Source organism: Leptospira sanjuanensis (assembly GCF_022267325.1).
In the GTDB taxonomy this organism is placed as follows: domain Bacteria; phylum Spirochaetota; class Leptospiria; order Leptospirales; family Leptospiraceae; genus Leptospira; species Leptospira sanjuanensis.
In genome coordinates this window covers 2,668,816-2,685,000 of the sequence record NZ_JAIZBG010000001.1, presented here as the reverse complement: position 1 = coordinate 2,685,000, position 16,185 = coordinate 2,668,816, and the positions used below count along the sequence as shown (strand labels likewise).

At 46.2% G+C, this 16,185-nt stretch carries 14 protein-coding genes (1 of these 14 only partly in view); 7 read left to right on the top strand and 7 right to left on the bottom strand.

Features of this window, described 5'->3' with window-relative positions; all coding sequences use genetic code 11:
- The 4 genes from LFX25_RS12150 to LFX25_RS12135 all read right to left on the bottom strand — a co-directional run.
- On the bottom strand, positions 1-305 hold the 5' end (the start) of the coding sequence (locus LFX25_RS12150; protein ID WP_238730477.1) for an aromatic ring-hydroxylating oxygenase subunit alpha. The gene continues 829 nt to the left of window position 1, outside the view; 305 of the gene's 1,134 nt are visible here — the first part of the coding sequence; it begins with the start codon at positions 303-305; its stop codon lies beyond the left edge, outside the window.
- 345 nt (positions 306-650) lie between these two features.
- A complete protein-coding gene (locus LFX25_RS12145; RefSeq protein WP_238730476.1) occupies positions 651-1,646 on the bottom strand; it encodes an IPT/TIG domain-containing protein in 996 nt (331 codons plus the stop codon).
- A gap of 204 nt (positions 1,647-1,850) precedes the next feature.
- Positions 1,851-2,660: a hypothetical protein gene (locus LFX25_RS12140; protein ID WP_238730475.1), complete on the bottom strand. Its 810-nt coding sequence runs from the start codon at positions 2,658-2,660 to the stop codon at positions 1,851-1,853.
- A gap of 325 nt (positions 2,661-2,985) precedes the next feature.
- Positions 2,986-3,447, bottom strand: a complete 462-nt coding sequence (locus tag LFX25_RS12135; protein ID WP_238731589.1) for a DUF2721 domain-containing protein — start codon at positions 3,445-3,447, stop codon at positions 2,986-2,988.
- Positions 3,448-4,027: 580 nt separating this feature from the next.
- Between LFX25_RS12135 and LFX25_RS12130 the strand changes: the two genes are divergently transcribed.
- Entirely contained in the window at positions 4,028-5,812 is a 1,785-nt protein-coding gene (locus tag LFX25_RS12130; RefSeq protein WP_238731588.1) for a sulfatase-like hydrolase/transferase, read from the top strand.
- 103 nt (positions 5,813-5,915) lie between these two features.
- On the opposite strand, the gene LFX25_RS12125 is transcribed toward LFX25_RS12130, so the two are convergent.
- Positions 5,916-7,892, bottom strand: a complete 1,977-nt coding sequence (locus LFX25_RS12125) for an LTA synthase family protein (protein WP_238730474.1) — start codon at positions 7,890-7,892, stop codon at positions 5,916-5,918.
- Between the two features lie 348 nt (positions 7,893-8,240).
- On the opposite strand from LFX25_RS12125, the gene LFX25_RS12120 reads away from it, so the two are divergent.
- The 6 genes from LFX25_RS12120 to LFX25_RS12095 all read left to right on the top strand — a co-directional run bounded on the left by LFX25_RS12120 (position 8,241) and on the right by LFX25_RS12095 (position 13,944).
- Positions 8,241-9,020, top strand: a complete 780-nt coding sequence (locus LFX25_RS12120; protein ID WP_238730473.1) for a TetR/AcrR family transcriptional regulator — start codon at positions 8,241-8,243, stop codon at positions 9,018-9,020.
- A gap of 27 nt (positions 9,021-9,047) precedes the next feature.
- Positions 9,048-9,863, top strand: coding sequence for a secretion protein HlyD (locus LFX25_RS12115; protein WP_238730472.1), 816 nt, complete (start codon positions 9,048-9,050; stop codon positions 9,861-9,863).
- On the top strand, positions 9,863-11,101 hold the full coding sequence (locus LFX25_RS12110; RefSeq protein WP_238730471.1) for an ABC transporter permease: 1,239 nt from the start codon (positions 9,863-9,865) through the stop codon (positions 11,099-11,101). Before LFX25_RS12115 ends, LFX25_RS12110 begins: the two co-directional genes overlap by 1 nt.
- A 1-nt stretch (position 11,102) precedes the next feature.
- The gene (locus LFX25_RS12105) at positions 11,103-11,819 is read left to right on the top strand and encodes an ABC transporter ATP-binding protein (protein WP_238730470.1); all 717 of its coding nucleotides are present in this window, start codon (positions 11,103-11,105) and stop codon (positions 11,817-11,819) included.
- 189 nt (positions 11,820-12,008) lie between these two features.
- Positions 12,009-13,229: a hypothetical protein gene (locus tag LFX25_RS12100; RefSeq protein WP_238730469.1), complete on the top strand. Its 1,221-nt coding sequence runs from the start codon at positions 12,009-12,011 to the stop codon at positions 13,227-13,229.
- A 334-nt stretch (positions 13,230-13,563) separates the two neighbouring features.
- Positions 13,564-13,944: a hypothetical protein gene (locus LFX25_RS12095; protein ID WP_238730468.1), complete on the top strand. Its 381-nt coding sequence runs from the start codon at positions 13,564-13,566 to the stop codon at positions 13,942-13,944.
- A 233-nt stretch (positions 13,945-14,177) separates the two neighbouring features.
- On the opposite strand, the gene LFX25_RS12090 is transcribed toward LFX25_RS12095, so the two are convergent.
- Together LFX25_RS12090 and LFX25_RS12085 are read right to left on the bottom strand one after the other, a co-directional pair.
- Positions 14,178-15,023, bottom strand: a complete 846-nt coding sequence (locus tag LFX25_RS12090; protein WP_238730467.1) for an A24 family peptidase — start codon at positions 15,021-15,023, stop codon at positions 14,178-14,180.
- Positions 15,007-16,119 (bottom strand): pyridoxal phosphate-dependent aminotransferase, encoded by a 1,113-nt coding sequence (locus tag LFX25_RS12085; RefSeq protein WP_238730466.1) that lies wholly within the window; start codon positions 16,117-16,119, stop codon positions 15,007-15,009. The genes LFX25_RS12090 and LFX25_RS12085 overlap by 17 nt, the downstream gene beginning before the upstream one ends.
- Positions 16,120-16,185 lie beyond the last annotated feature (66 nt).

The following is a 16,185-nucleotide window of genomic DNA, read 5'->3' as shown; positions in this document are numbered from 1 at the left end:
TCTTTCAGAACGAAAAATTGACGATCTCCGAACTCGGAGACGAGATGATCTCCGCTTTCCGATATTTGACCGTTAAAACCGAATTGAACCGGGTAGTTTGCGAATTCTCCTTTTTCGGATAAAAAGATATTTTCGGAATGATACGCATGTGTGGAGAATCGGGCGGGAGTTTTCGCGTTCTCGGTCTGCGTTTTGCCGATTTCCGGAAAGCCGATTTCACTTTGTTTCCAGATTCGCTTCAAAACCTCTGGAGAATAGGGAAGTTCTTTCGGTCGATAGGATTCTTTCGTTGCGTTCCGGTTCATTCAGTCGTCCTTTTCCAAAATTGTTTAGAATTTCAGAATAGTACAACATTCTAATGATTTATTTTTTAATATTATTTTGAGGAATTCGAACCGAATTTCGATGCGGTATTGGGGAAAACTCGATCGGCCTTGGAGAACGACTATTCCCGTTTTTCAAAAAAGGTTCCGGGAGGACCCTATTGCGGATTTCCTCCCGGACTTTAAATGAGCGTTTTATAGGGATTTACGGATCGTAGAAAGGGAAACAATCTTCTCTTGCAAAAGTATCACCGAAGAATTCTCCCGATTCTTCTCAATAGACGCGCGTCTTGATCGAATCGGAGAGTTCTCTTTTGTTCGTAAAAATCAGTTCGCCGTAAAGATCGCCTTATCCGGATTCGGCGAATCATATCCAGGCTGCAGACAAGTCGTTTCTGCATATCCCGTAACGAAGCCGTAACCGTCCATGCTGATGTAATAGCTCCTCGTCGTGATCCCCGATTCACCCGGATACGAACATCTTCCCGTACGCGTTAGGTTCGGAGCCGCGGGCGGGTTTGTCGCTTCGCAACCGTTGGCAACGTTCGCGGTCGGATTCGAGCCTAAGAAGTCATAACATCTCCGATATGTGTTCGCTTCGTTCGAGGTAGAAGTCGGAACCACCGCCCCGTCGGTGAGATTGGTTTTGAAGTTGGCCACCAAACCGGAGATATGTTTTATCTGAAGAATATACGTTCCAGCGGTTAAGGTCGCCCTATCGAATTCGGAAGTCTGAGACGACCCTGTGGCGATCGTAGTCGCCGCCGAAGTCGGTGAAGAATAATAGAAGAGATCCAAATTGGATCCTACATACCCGAATACGTTAAAGAGATGCGCCGTGTTGGTCGTTGCCGTAAAGGTATAAAACGCGCTCGTATCAATGTTCGAAACTCTTCCCGTCAACGAATTCGGCTGATTGAGGGCGATCACAGGCGCCGGCCTATATCGGATCGTTTTTGAAAGAAGTGCGGCTCCCGATCGGGTTACGACGATGGGGACGGTCGTATTCGCGCTGATACCTGCTAAGGTCGGCATTGTAAACGTAATCGTTTTTGAATCAACGACCGTAATTCCAGTTGCTGCAGTTCCTCCGATCGTAATGGTATAATCCGCGGCGGCTCCGGGGAAACTATCGCCGGTAATCGTAGTCGTGCTTCCCGGAAACCCGCGATCCGGATAAAAGTCCGCAACGGATTCCGCGCTTGTGATCGTATAAAGAAGCAGAAGATTCGTGAACAGATCGTCCGATTCTCCTTTTTTACAGTTGAGGAACGAAATGATGAGGAATAAGGAGGCGCTAAGGATTGCGATCGTCTTTTTCATGGCAGGATGCTCCTGATACGTTTTCGATTTAGTTTTATGTCTAGGACTTACAGGATACTATAGTATTTGATAGGTAGATATATCGGGAACTACGTAGATACGCGAAATTTATACGTAGTTTTTCGGATTCCGAATTGTATGGCGGTTGAAGTGTCCGGTTTTTAAACGAAATACTTTTACTTTGTTGAATATTCTAAAAAATGATTATTCACTTCTCAGTTTGAAAACAGCATTGTTGCAGGAAAAGCTCGCTTTCTTCGGAATCAGACAAAGATTCAGATTCTTATGATTGCTGTTGTACGCGTCCATTAGAAATTTTTTCGTATGTTCGACCGCGTGTTGACCGGCCCATTCGTGAAAATTAACGTTAGGCGACTTCTCAAGAGTATTTCCGCCTCGAACACTTTTTTCCGAATCCTTGTTGAGACAAATATGCGTCGCATAGGGCTGAAAGAATTTCATCTCGTTGGGAGAAAGTTCGAGACATTCCAACGCTTCCTCTTCATGATTTACGATCGGAGAAAGATCGTAGTATCCGGTTTGGATGTTCGGCATCGAAAGAAGCTTCCACGGTTCCTCAAGCGGAGCGGTCTCGATTCGGTTCGGATGATTTTCAACCCAGTTGCTATGTGCGTAAAAATCCTGGATGATATGAGTCGCATGTCCGATTTCCTTCATCGAATCGTAAAAGAAGGCCGCCTTTTCGGATTTCGTTTTTAAATTTCTGAGTTCGATCCCGCATCCGAATATATTGTTGTTATCGCAGTGAAAGGCTTCCGCATCCATCAGTTCCGAATCCGAGTGGAGGTTTCCGTGAACGATCATCTCCTGACAATCGGCTCTGATTTCATATCCGGTCTCATCGGTAAATTCGCGAAAGGATTCCTTTAAAATTCGAATGTGATTGAACGAACCCGATGGCCCGAATGCTTCCAAATCGGAAAAAACGGGCCAAAGATCCAAGAGAATGACGAGAATGGGAATGGTAAAAATCAGTTTTAGAGCCTTTTTCATAAAAAAGTAAGTAACTACTTACATACTTTTTAGACCCCGTTTTCCCGAAAAGTGCATTTTTTTAAGCGAATTTCAAATGGGAGGGAGTGTTTTTTAAGTGATAGCGAAAAGGGGCGGCGACTTTAAATCTTGAGCGAGTGATCGGTAGGTTAGCGTTTTGAAAGTGCATGGAACACTTGGCAAACAAAGCGTGTATAACGCATCACTCAAGGAAGGGGAAAACGGGAGAAGCGAAGGAATTCGCTACTTTGACAGATCCGCTTAGAAGAAACCGGGCTTGGACGGAACTCCGGCCTCAATCTTGTCTCAAAGAAGGAGCCGAAGTTTACTTAGACGAGGATTCTTCCTTTGGAATTTTGCTGCCGAGAAATTCCGTAAGATCAATGAGACCTTTGATGAATCTTAAATTGTATCTGCTTTCGTAGAGCAAAAAGACGCTCGCCATAAAGAGAAAAAGACCGCCGGCGAGCGCGCTGAGAGTCGCGATCCAAATTTGATTTTGGAGGAAATTCGTGAACGCAAACCCCAAACTGGAAAGAACAAATAGGGAAGTCGCCGTATAGAGGAAGGCCATGGATCTTTGGATGAGAACCGCGCGGATTCTTTGGACCTTGAGTTGTTTTTCAAGGTTATCCATTCTTTCTTTGGGATAGGGTAGTTTCCCGCCTAAAACCCCTTCCACTTCGGCTTTGAGAAGATTGACTCGATCAAAAATTCTTCCCAAACGGTTTGCGGTTGAAAAAATCAAACTCGCGCAGGCGGTGATCATCACTGCGGGAGTAATCATTCCCGTAAGAATGCCTGGATTGGAAAGGGACTCTAAGAACACGGTCCTATCCTCGAAAAAAACGGTTTTTTGTCCATTCCATTTGAGTCGAACATTCCAAACGATTTGATCGAAGGCTGTTTGTAATCGGGATCGGGCGCTCATTACGGTTTTCGTTCGAAGTTTGATTTTTAGCCTAATCATTGTTAGGCGGATGTCGGTTTCGGGAGAACGGGTTATGGCCACTCGGTTCCGTTTTCGATTTTCGAGCCGAAGAAGGGCCTTATTTTTCTAATCGGCTTCGAAAAAAACTTGATCTGTAGAGGCATTCAAAAATACACATGTAAGCAATTGCTTACTATATGCAGTTTGGTGAATTCCTTCAGTTTATGATCTGAAGAATCTATAAAAATAACCGCCGAACCGAAATAGGTCGATTCGAACAAGAACGGGGTGCTTTTTGTTTTCTGCTTTGATACAAAAATGGAACGATTTTAATTCCAAGATTTCCACTTCCAAATTCAGATTTTTATTTTTACTGCTCGTGCCCGCTTTGATTCTCTTTGCGGATCTCGGGTTACGCTGGAAAATTCTCAGTCAAATGGAGACGTTGCAGTGGTCTTACTATCTGCTTTCGTTTCTTTATTCGATTTTGATTTATTCTTTGCTTCTTTTTTCTCTCGATCTCCTTTCTTCAAGCTCGAAGACGAAACCCTACTGGGGAATTTTGGCGTTCGCATCGTTCGGCTATTCGATCTGTGTGATCGGTTCTTACGGATATTTCTTATACGCGGGGATCATGCCGAACTTTTTCGTGTTCTCGTATATCTTTCAGGAACCGTTCAACAGTTGGACGATCTTCCGGGGCGGCCTCACCGTTTGGAGTTTGATCGGTTTCTTTTTTCTTTTCCTTGTTCTTTTCTTAAGTTTGAAAATCGCATCCTCCGATTTCAAACCCGCGCGTTTTACGAAAACCGTTTACGGAATCTTGTCGTTTAGTATTCTCGCGCTGACGGCTTTCTTTCACAACAACACGCGCTTTAACGATCAGATTTACGTGGCGGATACGAATTCGATTTCGTTTATCAATCGCAATCTATACAATTTGGTTACCGGCGATCGTCTCGGTTCTGCGGGCCTGCAATCCAGGAACAAACCGGTCTTAAATCCGAGCCCGAATCCGTTTCGAAAAAACGTTCTTCTTATTTTGAGCGAAAGTCTTCGCAGAAAGAGCATGGCTCTTTACGGTTACGAAAAGGATACGACTCCTTTTTTAAATCGATGGACCGTCGATCCGCAGAACGGGTCCGTCGTCGTGTTTCGAAAGGCGTTTTCAAATTCCAGTTCCACTTTGATTTCGGTTCCGAGTCTGTTGTCCGGCGTATCTCCGATTCAACCCGTGTCGATGACGCACAATTCTCCGCTTTTTTGGGAATACGGAAAGGCGGCGGGGCTTTCCACGTTTTATATTTCGAGTCATAGTTTTCGATGGAATAATTTCACCGGCTTTTTTAAAAACGCTGGAATCGATTTTCTGTGGAATAAGGAGATCAGCGGTTTCGGAGTGTTCAACGATATCGGTATCGATGATCGTAAAACCGTCGCGGAGTTCAAGGACCGCGTCAAATTTCTCAAAGACAAAGGGGAGAATTTCGCGGGGGTTCTGCACTTAAACACGAATCATTTTCCGTATATCATTCCGGAAGAAGCGATGTATTTTCCGATCGGCAAAGACACATACGCTCCGTACGACAATTCGGTCCGTTATCTCGACGGGCTCTTGGAAGAAGTATTCCAATTTTTGAATGAAGAAAAGCTGACCGAAAATACGATCGTGATCTTCACTTCGGATCACGGAGAGGCGTTGTTCGAACACGATTATATCGGACATATCGAGAGCAATCATATCGAAACGGTTGCGATTCCGATGTTGTTTTTCATTCCGAACTCGATGCGTCAGAATTCCTTTGCGGAACGTTTGAGGAAGAATGCCGAACGGAACGTTTCGAACACGGATCTGATCCCGACGGTTGCGGACCTATTAGGTGTCGCCAACCAACCCGAGGTGAAGAGTTATCTTTCCCGGCTCGAAGGGAAATCCCTTCTTTCCGATCTTCCGCCAAACCGGAGAATTTTTATCGCAAACAACAACGAGACTTCTTTGTATCGGGTCGGGATGAGTTATATTCAGGGAAATCTGCATTATATGCTTCGTTTGAATTCGTTTCCTCCGGACGAAGAGGTGTACGACATCCATGACGATCCGATTGAAAAGAAAAATCTTTGGCCGAGTTTGGATCGCGAAAGAAAATTAGAAATCCGTAAACAACTTGACGGTTGTAGTCTTTGCCAGGATCTCTACTCCGCCTCCGGCGTTAAACTCTGAGAATTTTGCCGCTTTTTGATTCGAATAAAACAAAGGGGCCGCGTATTCGCGGCTGTCGACGTTCGTGTAATCGAAATTCTTTTCGTATGTGACGAATCGTTTCTTACGGTTTGATCTCTTTCAGCAGTTCCGCTTCCGAAGGAAATACGATATTCTTATTCAATAGCTCGTAGCTTAGATTCAAATACGCCTTTGCCTTCTTACTCATCTCGTCGCAGACGATCGGGTCCTTTTCGCAGAAATTGTTCTTTTGACGCGGCGGCGTGATATTGTACGAAAGATCCTCTTTTCCATCGAAGAAACGCAGATAAAAAAGATCGTTTTCGATCCACCCGAACAAGTTTCCGTAAGCGAAATACGCCGTTTGTGTTCTCCCCGGAGCGAGAAGATTTCTTCCCATGGAGGAAAAAACCGCCTTCTTTCCCACAAGCCCTAAGATGGTGGGAATGATATCCAATTGCGAAGCGATGGTTTCGTCTAACGCAGGTGCGACTCGACCCGGGGCGTAGATCAAAAACGGAACGTTTCTGTCCTCGTAGTAGTCTAGATATCGGTGGTGCGTGTGATCGGCGACGAATACGAAAATCGTATTCTTAAAATAGCCGGACTTTTCCGCTTGCGCGATGAAGTTGTGAACCGCCCAGTCCGCGTAGTTGTATACGTTTAAAAAGTCGTAATCCCTCGTGGAAGGATCGAAGATTCTGAACTTCTCCGAAGGGGTTCGATATGGATAGTGTGTGGTCAAAGTCAAGGCCAGGCCGAGGATCGGTTTTTTGGACGAGGAGATCCGTTCATGCAATAATTGTAATACGTCCGCGTCGTCGTATCCCCAGGCCCCGAGCTTGAATCTTCCGAGTTTTGCGATTTCCTTTTCGCCGAGCACGGTGTCAAAACCCCAGTGAGGCATCAGAGTGCTCTTGTTGTCGAAGTTTAGATCTCCTCCGGTGACGAAGTAGGTTTCGTATCCCATTCGTTTGAAGATGTTGCCGATTCCCGAAAAATTTCCGAGAACCTGATGGGTCCGAACCACCGTGAGACCCGGACGATCGGGAATTCCGGTAAGAATCGACATCATTCCGTTGGTCGTTCTTCCTCCCGAAGCGATAAAGCGATTGTAGAATCTTCCTTTTTTTAAGAGCTGATTGAAGTACGGAGTCACTTCCTTTCCTTCCACAAGTCCGTCGGAAATCGGACGGATGAATTTTCCCGTCCAGTTTTCCAGCATGATGAGAACCAGGTTCGGAGGAGTTCCCGGATTGGTTTCTTTCTGAACGCGAAGGATCGGATATTTTTCGCTGACGAATTCCGCACCGGGGTAAGCGATTTCTTTTCGAACGATTCCGACCGCTTCTTCCGTTTCGAGCCTTAGAAATTTAGGAATGGATTGGCTTTTCAAATCCATAATGGACGTGAAAACGCCGTTGAGTGCGATGTTGTTTACGAAGTTGTTTCCCGATACGATCGCGTTAGTCGCTCTTATGGGAGATTCCTGGATTCCTCCCCGGATCGCTACGATCGTGACGATGAGGACGACTGTGATCTGAATCGCCGCCGACTTCCAGGATTCTTCCTTATATTGATACGGGTTGTATTTGAGGAAGAGCAAGGTGGAAACGGGAAGAAATACGAGAAGGAAAGCCACTCCGATCAGAAACGTAACGGTGTTCTGTTCGAGAGCGGATTTTAAGATCACTCCCAAGTCCTTTCCGATAAAGACAAAACCTTCGTAACCGATATGTTTGTTTGCGTTTTCGAAGTAGATGATGTCCGCGATCAAGTGTGCGATCATCCAAATCCCGAGAAGAAGCGGAGTATACCCCCAGAAGAATCGATACAATTTGAAACGATTCATGTAAGGAAGAACGGAAAGGAGCGCGAAGAGGCCGAGTGTCATTCCGATCACTACGAGATCGAATCGAAACCCGAGGACGAAAGCGATTGCGATTTCCTCGATCGGAACTCCCTGGAGTCGATAAGAATAGACCGATAAAAATACGATCTTGTATAAAAGCAGGATGAGAGCGAAGTAGACTACGTAGCTTAGGATGAGTTTTAAGTGAGTTGGTATCCGATGAAACATTCTGACTCTTTCATGACTGGTATGTGAGGAAACTCCGAATTCGTCTGGAATCCTGAATTGAATAGTAGGCCAAGAACGAGCGCGCGCTCAAGTCAAAAAAAGGGAAAATTACGAAGGGCGGGATCGTTTACGGATTACAAACTGCAAACGAATTCAAGACGAAATCCGATCGGCGATGAGTGGACGGAACTCCGGCCGAACCCTCTCGCTCGACTGTACTAATCAGTTTGGTCTATAAATTTCTTTCCAAAAAAAATTCTATATTTTGATCGTTGTACTCCGGAAATCCGGTTTTGGGTCTTGACAGAATTCCCTTTTTTCTGAATAATGAGTGAGTAATCACTCACCGTGGGACAACCAATGGAAGAAATGAAGGATAGTATCGAACTCGATCCCGAATGGCCCGAAGGTCAAAAAAAGATCTTTTTGGCGGCCGTCGAAATTTTCGCGCAAAAAGGATTCTCCGCCGCGACCACGGTGGAAATCGCAAAAAAGGCCGGGGTCGCCGAGGGTTTGATCTTTAAGCACTTTAAAAGTAAGAAGGAGCTTTTGCTCCGTCTCGCCATGCCGATTATGGAAGGATTTATCGCGCCCATCACATTAAGAAGATTGAATGTAATCTTTTCGCAGGAATTTTCCAGCTTGGAACAATTCCTGAACGCGGTTTTCGAGGAACGAATCGCGTTTATCGCGAAAAACCGAAATCTGCTTCGGATCATTCTTCAGGAAGCGTTCATCAATCCGGATATTCAAGGCGTGCTGGAGCGGGTTTTCAAGGAAAGACTCTCGCCAATCATCAAAGAACGACTTCGTAAGTTTCAGGAAAGCGGATTGATCGCGGACATTCCTCTCGATTCGGCGTTTCGTCTGATCGCGACCAACCTCGCCGGTTATATGATGCTCACTGAAATTTTCTATCAACCGAAGACCGAAGACGGTTGGGATAGGGAAGCAGAAATGAAACGTACGATCGAGTTCATCGCCGGAGGACTTGCTCCCAAAAAAACGGAGATCGGGGTCGTGCCTAAAACAAAAATAAAAACGAAAAACAAACAAACCCTTCCCAAGAAATCGAAATCAAACCCCAAAAAAGCCGCACAGGCAAAAAAGAAAAAAAAGAAATCGTAAAGCGCGGGTTTCCCCTCAGGAGTTGGTATGAATTTTGTAATCAATACGTTAAAATCTTGGATCAAGGTCTATTGGTCCTTGCGTCTGCCGTTTCGGATCCTTTTTCCGATTCTTCCGATTGCGGTTTTGTTTTTCATTCTTTCCGCGAAAGGAAAAAATGAAGTTCAGGACGTGGCCGTTATCGGACCGATTGCCGAAAAGGCGTACGGACTTGGAACCGTGCATTCTCTCGATACGTTTCGGTTTCGTGTCGGAGTTCCGACAAAAATCACGAAAGTTTTTGTGTTGGAAGGGGACGAGGTTGTGCCGGGACAGGGACTTCTTCAGTTGGAAGGAATGACGGTCGTTCGTTCTCCGATACACGGAATCGTTTCGGATGTCGGTTATCACGAAGGAGAGGTCGCGTTTCAGAATCTTCTCGCGATCGAAGTATTGGGAGTCGGCTCCAAATATCTCATCGTCGCATTGGACGAACAGATTCTTCTTTCGATCCGCAAAGGACAAAGGGCTTTGATCCGCTTCGAAGGGAAGCCGAACGAAGTGATTCAGGGAAGAGTTCAGGGTACGTTTTCGCACGCAGGTCAGTTTTACGCGAGAATCGAAGGCGCCCGTTTTCCGGAAGGAGTTCTTCCCGGGATGACGGCGGACGTCGCGATCGAGATCGGGACCAAGGAGAACGCGGTTCTTGTTCCGAGAAAATACGAGAAAAAACAGAAAATTTTAATATTCAGAAACGGTAAATCGATTCCGGTTGCGTTTACGCCCGGTCTTAAATCGGAGTTGTTCATCGAGGTTAAGGAAGGGGATATCCAGGCCGGAGATAAACTCTCAGAGGTTCCGTAATGTTGTTCGTCGCCATCAGACAAATGCTCGTCCGGGGAAAACAAACCCTGACGACGCTTTCGGGAATCGTTTTGGGAACCGCGGCGTTTATCATCATCTCGGGCGTTTTGCTCGGCTTTCGGGGATATTTGATCGATCAGCTGATCAACGCGGATTGTCACGTTCGGATCAGTCCGAGACAGGAGATCATTCAGCCGAATTCCATGGACGACCTTTTTCCGGGCGAGAACGTGTTCTGGCTTTCTCCTCCTTCGGGAAAAAGAGGGTCCACACATTTAAACAACGCAAGTCTTTGGTACGAACGTCTCGATCAGGATAAGGAAGTGGAGGCGTATTCTCCGCAGGTGAGCGGAAGAATTTTTCTTTTTTCCGGTTCCAATCAGGAGGCCGGCAAGATCATCGGAATCATTCCTTCCAGACAAGTACAGATCACTCCTCTTGCGGATTATATCACCGAAGGCAGCGTCGAATCGTTGTCCGCCGGAAATCGGATCGTTCTTGGAGACGGTCTTGCAAAATTACTCGGACTCGGCGTGAATAAAACCGTTTGGGTGACTTCGGGGCTTCAGGAGAAGACTCCGTTCCGGATTTCGGGAATCTTCCGCTCGGGAAACAAGGCCTTGGACGACAGCGTCGCCTACGGTTTGTTAAGCGAAATCCAATTGCTAACGGGGCAGTCCGGAATGATAACCGACATCGCCGTCCGTCTCAAGGACGTAAACCGTTCTCTCTCCAAGGCGGAGGAATGGAGAACCATGGGGGACGAGAAAGTTCTCAGTTGGCAGGAGGCGAACACGAGCTTTTTCGCGATTTTCAAACTCCAGGACGCGATCCGTTATTCCATGACCGCGGCGATTTTAACGGTCGCCGGATTTGGAATATACAATATTTTGAATGTAATCATCAATCAGAAAAAACGGGAAATCGCCATTCTCCGTTCCATAGGCTACAGACCCAACGAAGTTCTGATGATCTTTCTGATGCAGGGAGTGATTCTCGGCGTGATCGGAGGGGTTTTAGGAATGTTGATCGGATTTTTGATCTGTCTCCGGATCGAATCCCTTCCCTTCACCAATCCGCTTTTTTCCGCCGGAGCCAGCACGATGGTGATTTCGTTCGCACCGTCGATCTATCTACAGGCGTTCGCTCAATCGATGGTCGCGACCCTGATCGCGAGTTGGATCCCCGCGCGATCCGCGGGAAAACTTTCACCGATCGAAATCATACGAGGAGAATAGGATGCACATCGAATCGCAAACCGGAATCTCCGTCCACAATCTCCGCAAGACCTTCGGCAACAGCGAAATCATCAAAGGAGTCAGCATCGACATAGAAGAGGGCGACTACGTTTCTCTTACCGGAAAATCCGGTTCGGGTAAAAGTACTCTTTTGTATATGATCAGTTCTCTCGATCCTCCGACTTCCGGCGGAATAGAGATCGACGGAAGGAATATCTACCAAATGGGAGAAGATGAGATTCACGAATTCAGAAACAAAAGAATGGGATTCATCTTTCAGTTTCACTATCTTCTTCCCGAATTCACGGCTCTGGAAAACGTATTGATGCCCGCGCGCAAGGCGGGTCTTTTAAAAGAATGTCAGAGTTATGCGGAACATCTTCTGGAGGAATTCGATCTCAAGGATCGGATGGATTACAGAATCAACCGTTTGTCCGGGGGGCAGGCGCAAAGGGTCGCGATCGCGCGCGCACTTGTGATGAATCCGAAATATATCTTCGCGGACGAACCTACGGGCGCCTTGGACTCGGCTAACACAAAGGTGGTGATGAACATTCTGGAAAAAGTGAATCGCGAGACCAAAACCACGATCCTTGTGGTGACGCACGACCCCGACTTCGCTTCGAGAACGAAACGCCAGATCCATCTTGTGGACGGGCGAGTCGTTTCGTTGAAAGAATTCGAGGCTTCCCGAAAAAACGGAAAGGCGGCCCGTTGAATTCGGAGAACGACGCATAAGAATCCGTCCCCCGGAAAGCTCAATGACACTGCTGCCTGTGAATCGCAGGGGCCGAACCTTGCGGCTTGTCTTTTTACCGAAGTATTTTTAATTTCGGGACTCGCCGTAAATTAACGCGGGAAACTTTTTGCGATAGGCTTTAAAAGTCCTGTCTCCGATTCTACGTTTATGCACTGGAAGTTTCCCAAGTTCAAAGCGGGACAACCGAGACGATGGGAATATCTGTTGCCCACCGGTTCCTCCAAAGAAACGGAACAAATCGCGAAGAAGATCGTTTCCGATTCGTATCTTCCCAAAACTCAGGTTCCGTTTTTAAAAACTCTTCCCGGAAAGATTCTTTTGGAAAACGCGAACTTCCGCCAAGCGCTCGAACTATTGGTAAGAATTCCTTGGGTTCGCGATTTCCGTTTAAATTTGGGAATGGTTCCGTTCAAACGTTCCTTTTCCTTTCAAGAGTTCGAAACCGCGCTGCGAAAATCGAAAATTCTTCCGGAAGATTGGGGTCTTCGCTTTCGTCCTCAAATCAAGGGAGAAACCGATTGGACGACCGAGGATTTAAACCGACTTTGGGAAACCGCCGTAATCTCCGCCGATTCTGCGGAAAAAACGACGGAACTCAGCGCGCTTCTTTTGGAAGACGAGATCATTTTGAACATCAGTCTTTCGGGCGAACCCTTAAATCAACGCGGAAGTTTTAAACCTCTGGCAAAATCGGCGCCGATCCGCGAAGATCTTGCAAGATTTCTAATACAACGAATGCATAAAATTCTTCCCAACCCGGACGCGGTCTTCGTTCCGTTTGCAGGGACGGGAACCTTGATCCGCGAATCGGTGGATTCCATTTTGGGAATCGGTTTTCCGCATTATTCCAGAACGTATCTGTTTCAGGAAATGGAGGAATTTCCCGAGGCGACTTGGGAATTCTTGAAAAAGAAGATTCTAAACAACGGCGGAGTAGGTTCGATCGGTGTCTGGTGGAACGAGCTCAACCGCGAAACCTTCGTATATTCGGAAAAACGAATGGATGTATATCATGATTTTCTAAAAGGATCCGGATATACCGATTCGATCCGATTTTCCAAAAACGAAGGCGATTTTTTCTTATTGTCTCCTAAAACGGTTTGGGAATCGATCGGCGGACCGAAGCGGATATGGATGCCTCTCAATCCTCCGTACGGTTTGCGTATGGAAACGGGTTCTTTAGCAAGTTTTTATAAAAGATTGGGTGAACGTCTGACTCATTGGTGGGAACTTCCCTGCGAGATCAGCGGGTTTGTGCTTTGTCCGGACGAGGCTTCTTGGTCGATTCTGATCCGAAACATGGGAATCAAAACCGACACGATTCATGTGACCCACGGCGGCACGGATTTAAGGGTCGTTTATTTTTGAAGAAGATACACGAATAAAATCCGGTTATCGCTTCGAAAAAGCCGGATGTTCCTGTTTTTTCGTCGGATCGAAAACGGCGGCCGAGCCGCCTTTGACGATCGAACCGATTTTCAAAAGGTTACAAAAATTCTTCAAAAAATACATTCAAAAATATGAATTCAATTTACAGATCGCAATTTTCCGATTCGAGAACATTTTAACGTTCGAAAAGAAATTCCTTCTGATTCAGTAACCTTTTGCGATACGGGGCGAAGGGTTGTTTAACGATGCGATCGCATTCCGATTTATAGATCGCATCCTAAATTATTTTTGGAGAAGGTCGGATATGTTTGGAATGTGGGGATCACAATCGAGTTGGTTTTTGTATGTTCTCGTGGCGGGAACGTTTTTTGCGTTTGCTTTGCCGATGTTTTTGGCGCCTCTTCGCTGGGCTGCGACATTAGGATGGGAAATTCCCGGTCAAAGCAATTTGTCCACGTATTACGGACGTTGTCTTGCCAGTGTTCTGTGCGTTCTTTGTTATATGGGGTTTGTGGCGGCCGGAAATCGCGGCGTTCAGCCGTTTTATTTTAACATTCTGCTCGGATGTTTCGGTTTGATGGTGTTGGTTCACGCGTACGGCGGAATTCGCAGGATCCAACCGCTCAGCGAAACGATCGAAACCGGATTTTGGCTGTTATTGTTTTTTGCGGGTCTCGCGTTTTATCCGGTTTGATCCGTCGGTTTTCGAAAAAAGAACCGCGAGGGACCGATGTGGTGTCAAGTTATTGCCTTTTTCGACTCGATTTGTGCGGCATTCCGATCCGACAATCGCGCAATAACTTGACCGAAGTATTATGTTGCAACCGTACGGAGCAACATTGAGTTGAAACCCGGTCCGGCGACGCCGGACGCGGCCTGAAAGTTTTTTCAGGGATCGTCGTTACGAAGGTGTTTGAATTTGTGGATTCAGTTTTCTGAATATTCTGAAAATATAGTAAATGCAAGAAGTTTCGAATCGAATAGAATTCTGCTCAAAAAAGTCAAAACCAAACCGATCCCGAAATACAAACCCATCGGGATGGGAGCCTTACGCAGACTCTTTCCTCTTTCACGCAATACGATCGTAAATAAAACCGCGGGGATGTAAGAAGCGTTTAAAAAGAACATCCACCAGGGATGGCCTGCGATGAGCGCGTAGACCGGAGCGAACAAAACGTCTCCGAATCCTATTCCGCCCGGAAAGAAAAAAAACAAAAGCAAAAACGCAAGAAAGAATCCGCCGAAAACGTAGAGTTCGTTCATGCCGGGAAGTTTTTCGGTTAACAAAAACGCGGATAAAAGACCGAACGATAGAATCCACGGAAGATTTTCGTAATCCAAAGAGAAATGATAGGCATCCGTAAGACAGGATATCAAAAGATGTCCGCATAAAAATAAAAACACGAAGCTGAACGCGGGATTGCGTGTCAAAGAAAAACAGAATAGAAAGACGCATACGAAACCGAATTCGATCGACGGAAAAAGAAAACGGATTCTTCCATTACAAAACTTGCATTTACCTTGCGAGATAAAATATCCGATCACGGGAAGGAGTTGCGGATAACGGATTTCTTTTCCGCAATGATCGCAGGAACTCGGGTGTGTGAAAATCCGCTTCCATTTTTGGGAAAACGAAAGGGATTTTCTACGTTTGCCGTAGTAAACGTCGAGGATTCGAAAGCCTAGGGTCACGTAAAAACTTCCCAAGGAAGCCGCCCCTAAACTTCCGAAACTCAAAACGATCCAAAAAAGAAAATCAGGCAAGCTCGACAAGAGCGGAGATTCCCCGTTTGAGATTTTCCCATTCGGAAGCGAAGCTGATTCGGATGTAATTTTTGGATTCGGTGAAGATGTAACCCGGAACCAAAATCAATTCCTTTTCCTTGACCGCTCTTACGATAAAATCGTCGTCCTTCTCCTTGATCTTGATGAAGAAGTAAAACGCTCCTTCGCTTTTGGCCGTCTCGTAACGATCCTTCAACGATTCGTAGACGAAGTCGCGTTTTTCTTTGTAGTCCGCGATATAAGAACTCATATCCGTCTTCAAGGCCTCGAGCCCCATCCACTGTGTGACCGAAGGAGCGCAGACCAACGTGTATTGCTGGAGAGTAGTTAACGCTTTTGTAATGGGTTCCGGAGCGAGAATCGAGGACAAACGAAGTCCCGTCATGCTGTAGGTTTTGGAAAAACCGGAAAGGGTGATCGCCTTTTCGTAAAAGGAACCCGCGGATATGAACTTCTTATCGTAGTCGAACAGTTCGTAGATCTCGTCCGAAATCAGATACGCTCCCGTTTTTTCCGCGAGATCGGCGAGCGCCTCCAATTGTTTTCGGGAAAGAATTTTTCCGGTAGGATTGGAAGGAGAAGAATAGATGATGATCTTTAGTTTTTTATTCGAGAATTCTTTGAGATCTTCGGGTTCGAAGGATTCGTGAACAGAGTTCATCTTTCCTCCGTAGATTTTGATGTAAGCCGGATACATCAGGAAGTGCGGAGTGACGACGAGGCATTCGTCTCCTTCGTTTAACAACGCGTTAAACAGAAGTAAGAATGCGGAGCTGATTCCGGAAGTGACGAGAATTCTTTCGGGAGTCGCGTACGAAATCCCGTTCACGCTTTTGTATTTTTCAGCGAGAGCGCTCTTTAGTTCCGGAATTCCTCCGGTAAGAGTATAAGCGGTTTTTCCGTCTTTCAAAGCCTTACAACCGGCTTCGATGATGTTCGGAGGACAAGGAAAGTGCGGTTGACCGATGGAAAGATTGATCGGATTTTTCAACGTTCCCGCGAGCTCGAAGGCTTTGCGGATGGCGGAAGTATCCAGTCCTTGGATACGATTGGCTAAAACATATTCTAACGTACTCTGACTCATACTACATCCTTTTTGAAATTTCTGTTCGAGAGAACCACTGCAAAACTTCTTTCTAAAAAAGAATCT

What these genes read in the sequence shown, in the direction of transcription:
- LFX25_RS12145 (WP_238730476.1), bottom strand. Translation starts at nt 1,646, where the DNA reads ATGAAAAAGACGATCGCAATCCTTAGCGCCTCCTTATTCCTCATCATT.
- LFX25_RS12140 (WP_238730475.1), bottom strand. Translation starts at nt 2,660, where the DNA reads ATGAAAAAGGCTCTAAAACTGATTTTTACCATTCCCATTCTCGTCATT.
- LFX25_RS12135 (WP_238731589.1), bottom strand. Translation starts at nt 3,447, where the DNA reads ATGATTACTCCCGCAGTGATGATCACCGCCTGCGCGAGTTTGATTTTT.
- LFX25_RS12130 (WP_238731588.1), top strand. Translation starts at nt 4,028, where the DNA reads ATGGAGACGTTGCAGTGGTCTTACTATCTGCTTTCGTTTCTTTATTCG.
- LFX25_RS12125 (WP_238730474.1), bottom strand. Translation starts at nt 7,892, where the DNA reads ATGTTTCATCGGATACCAACTCACTTAAAACTCATCCTAAGCTACGTA.
- LFX25_RS12115 (WP_238730472.1), top strand. Translation starts at nt 9,048, where the DNA reads ATGAATTTTGTAATCAATACGTTAAAATCTTGGATCAAGGTCTATTGG.
- LFX25_RS12110 (WP_238730471.1), top strand. Translation starts at nt 9,863, where the DNA reads ATGTTGTTCGTCGCCATCAGACAAATGCTCGTCCGGGGAAAACAAACC.
- LFX25_RS12105 (WP_238730470.1), top strand. Translation starts at nt 11,103, where the DNA reads ATGCACATCGAATCGCAAACCGGAATCTCCGTCCACAATCTCCGCAAG.
- LFX25_RS12100 (WP_238730469.1), top strand. Translation starts at nt 12,009, where the DNA reads ATGCACTGGAAGTTTCCCAAGTTCAAAGCGGGACAACCGAGACGATGG.
- LFX25_RS12095 (WP_238730468.1), top strand. Translation starts at nt 13,564, where the DNA reads ATGTGGGGATCACAATCGAGTTGGTTTTTGTATGTTCTCGTGGCGGGA.
- LFX25_RS12085 (WP_238730466.1), bottom strand. Translation starts at nt 16,119, where the DNA reads ATGAGTCAGAGTACGTTAGAATATGTTTTAGCCAATCGTATCCAAGGA.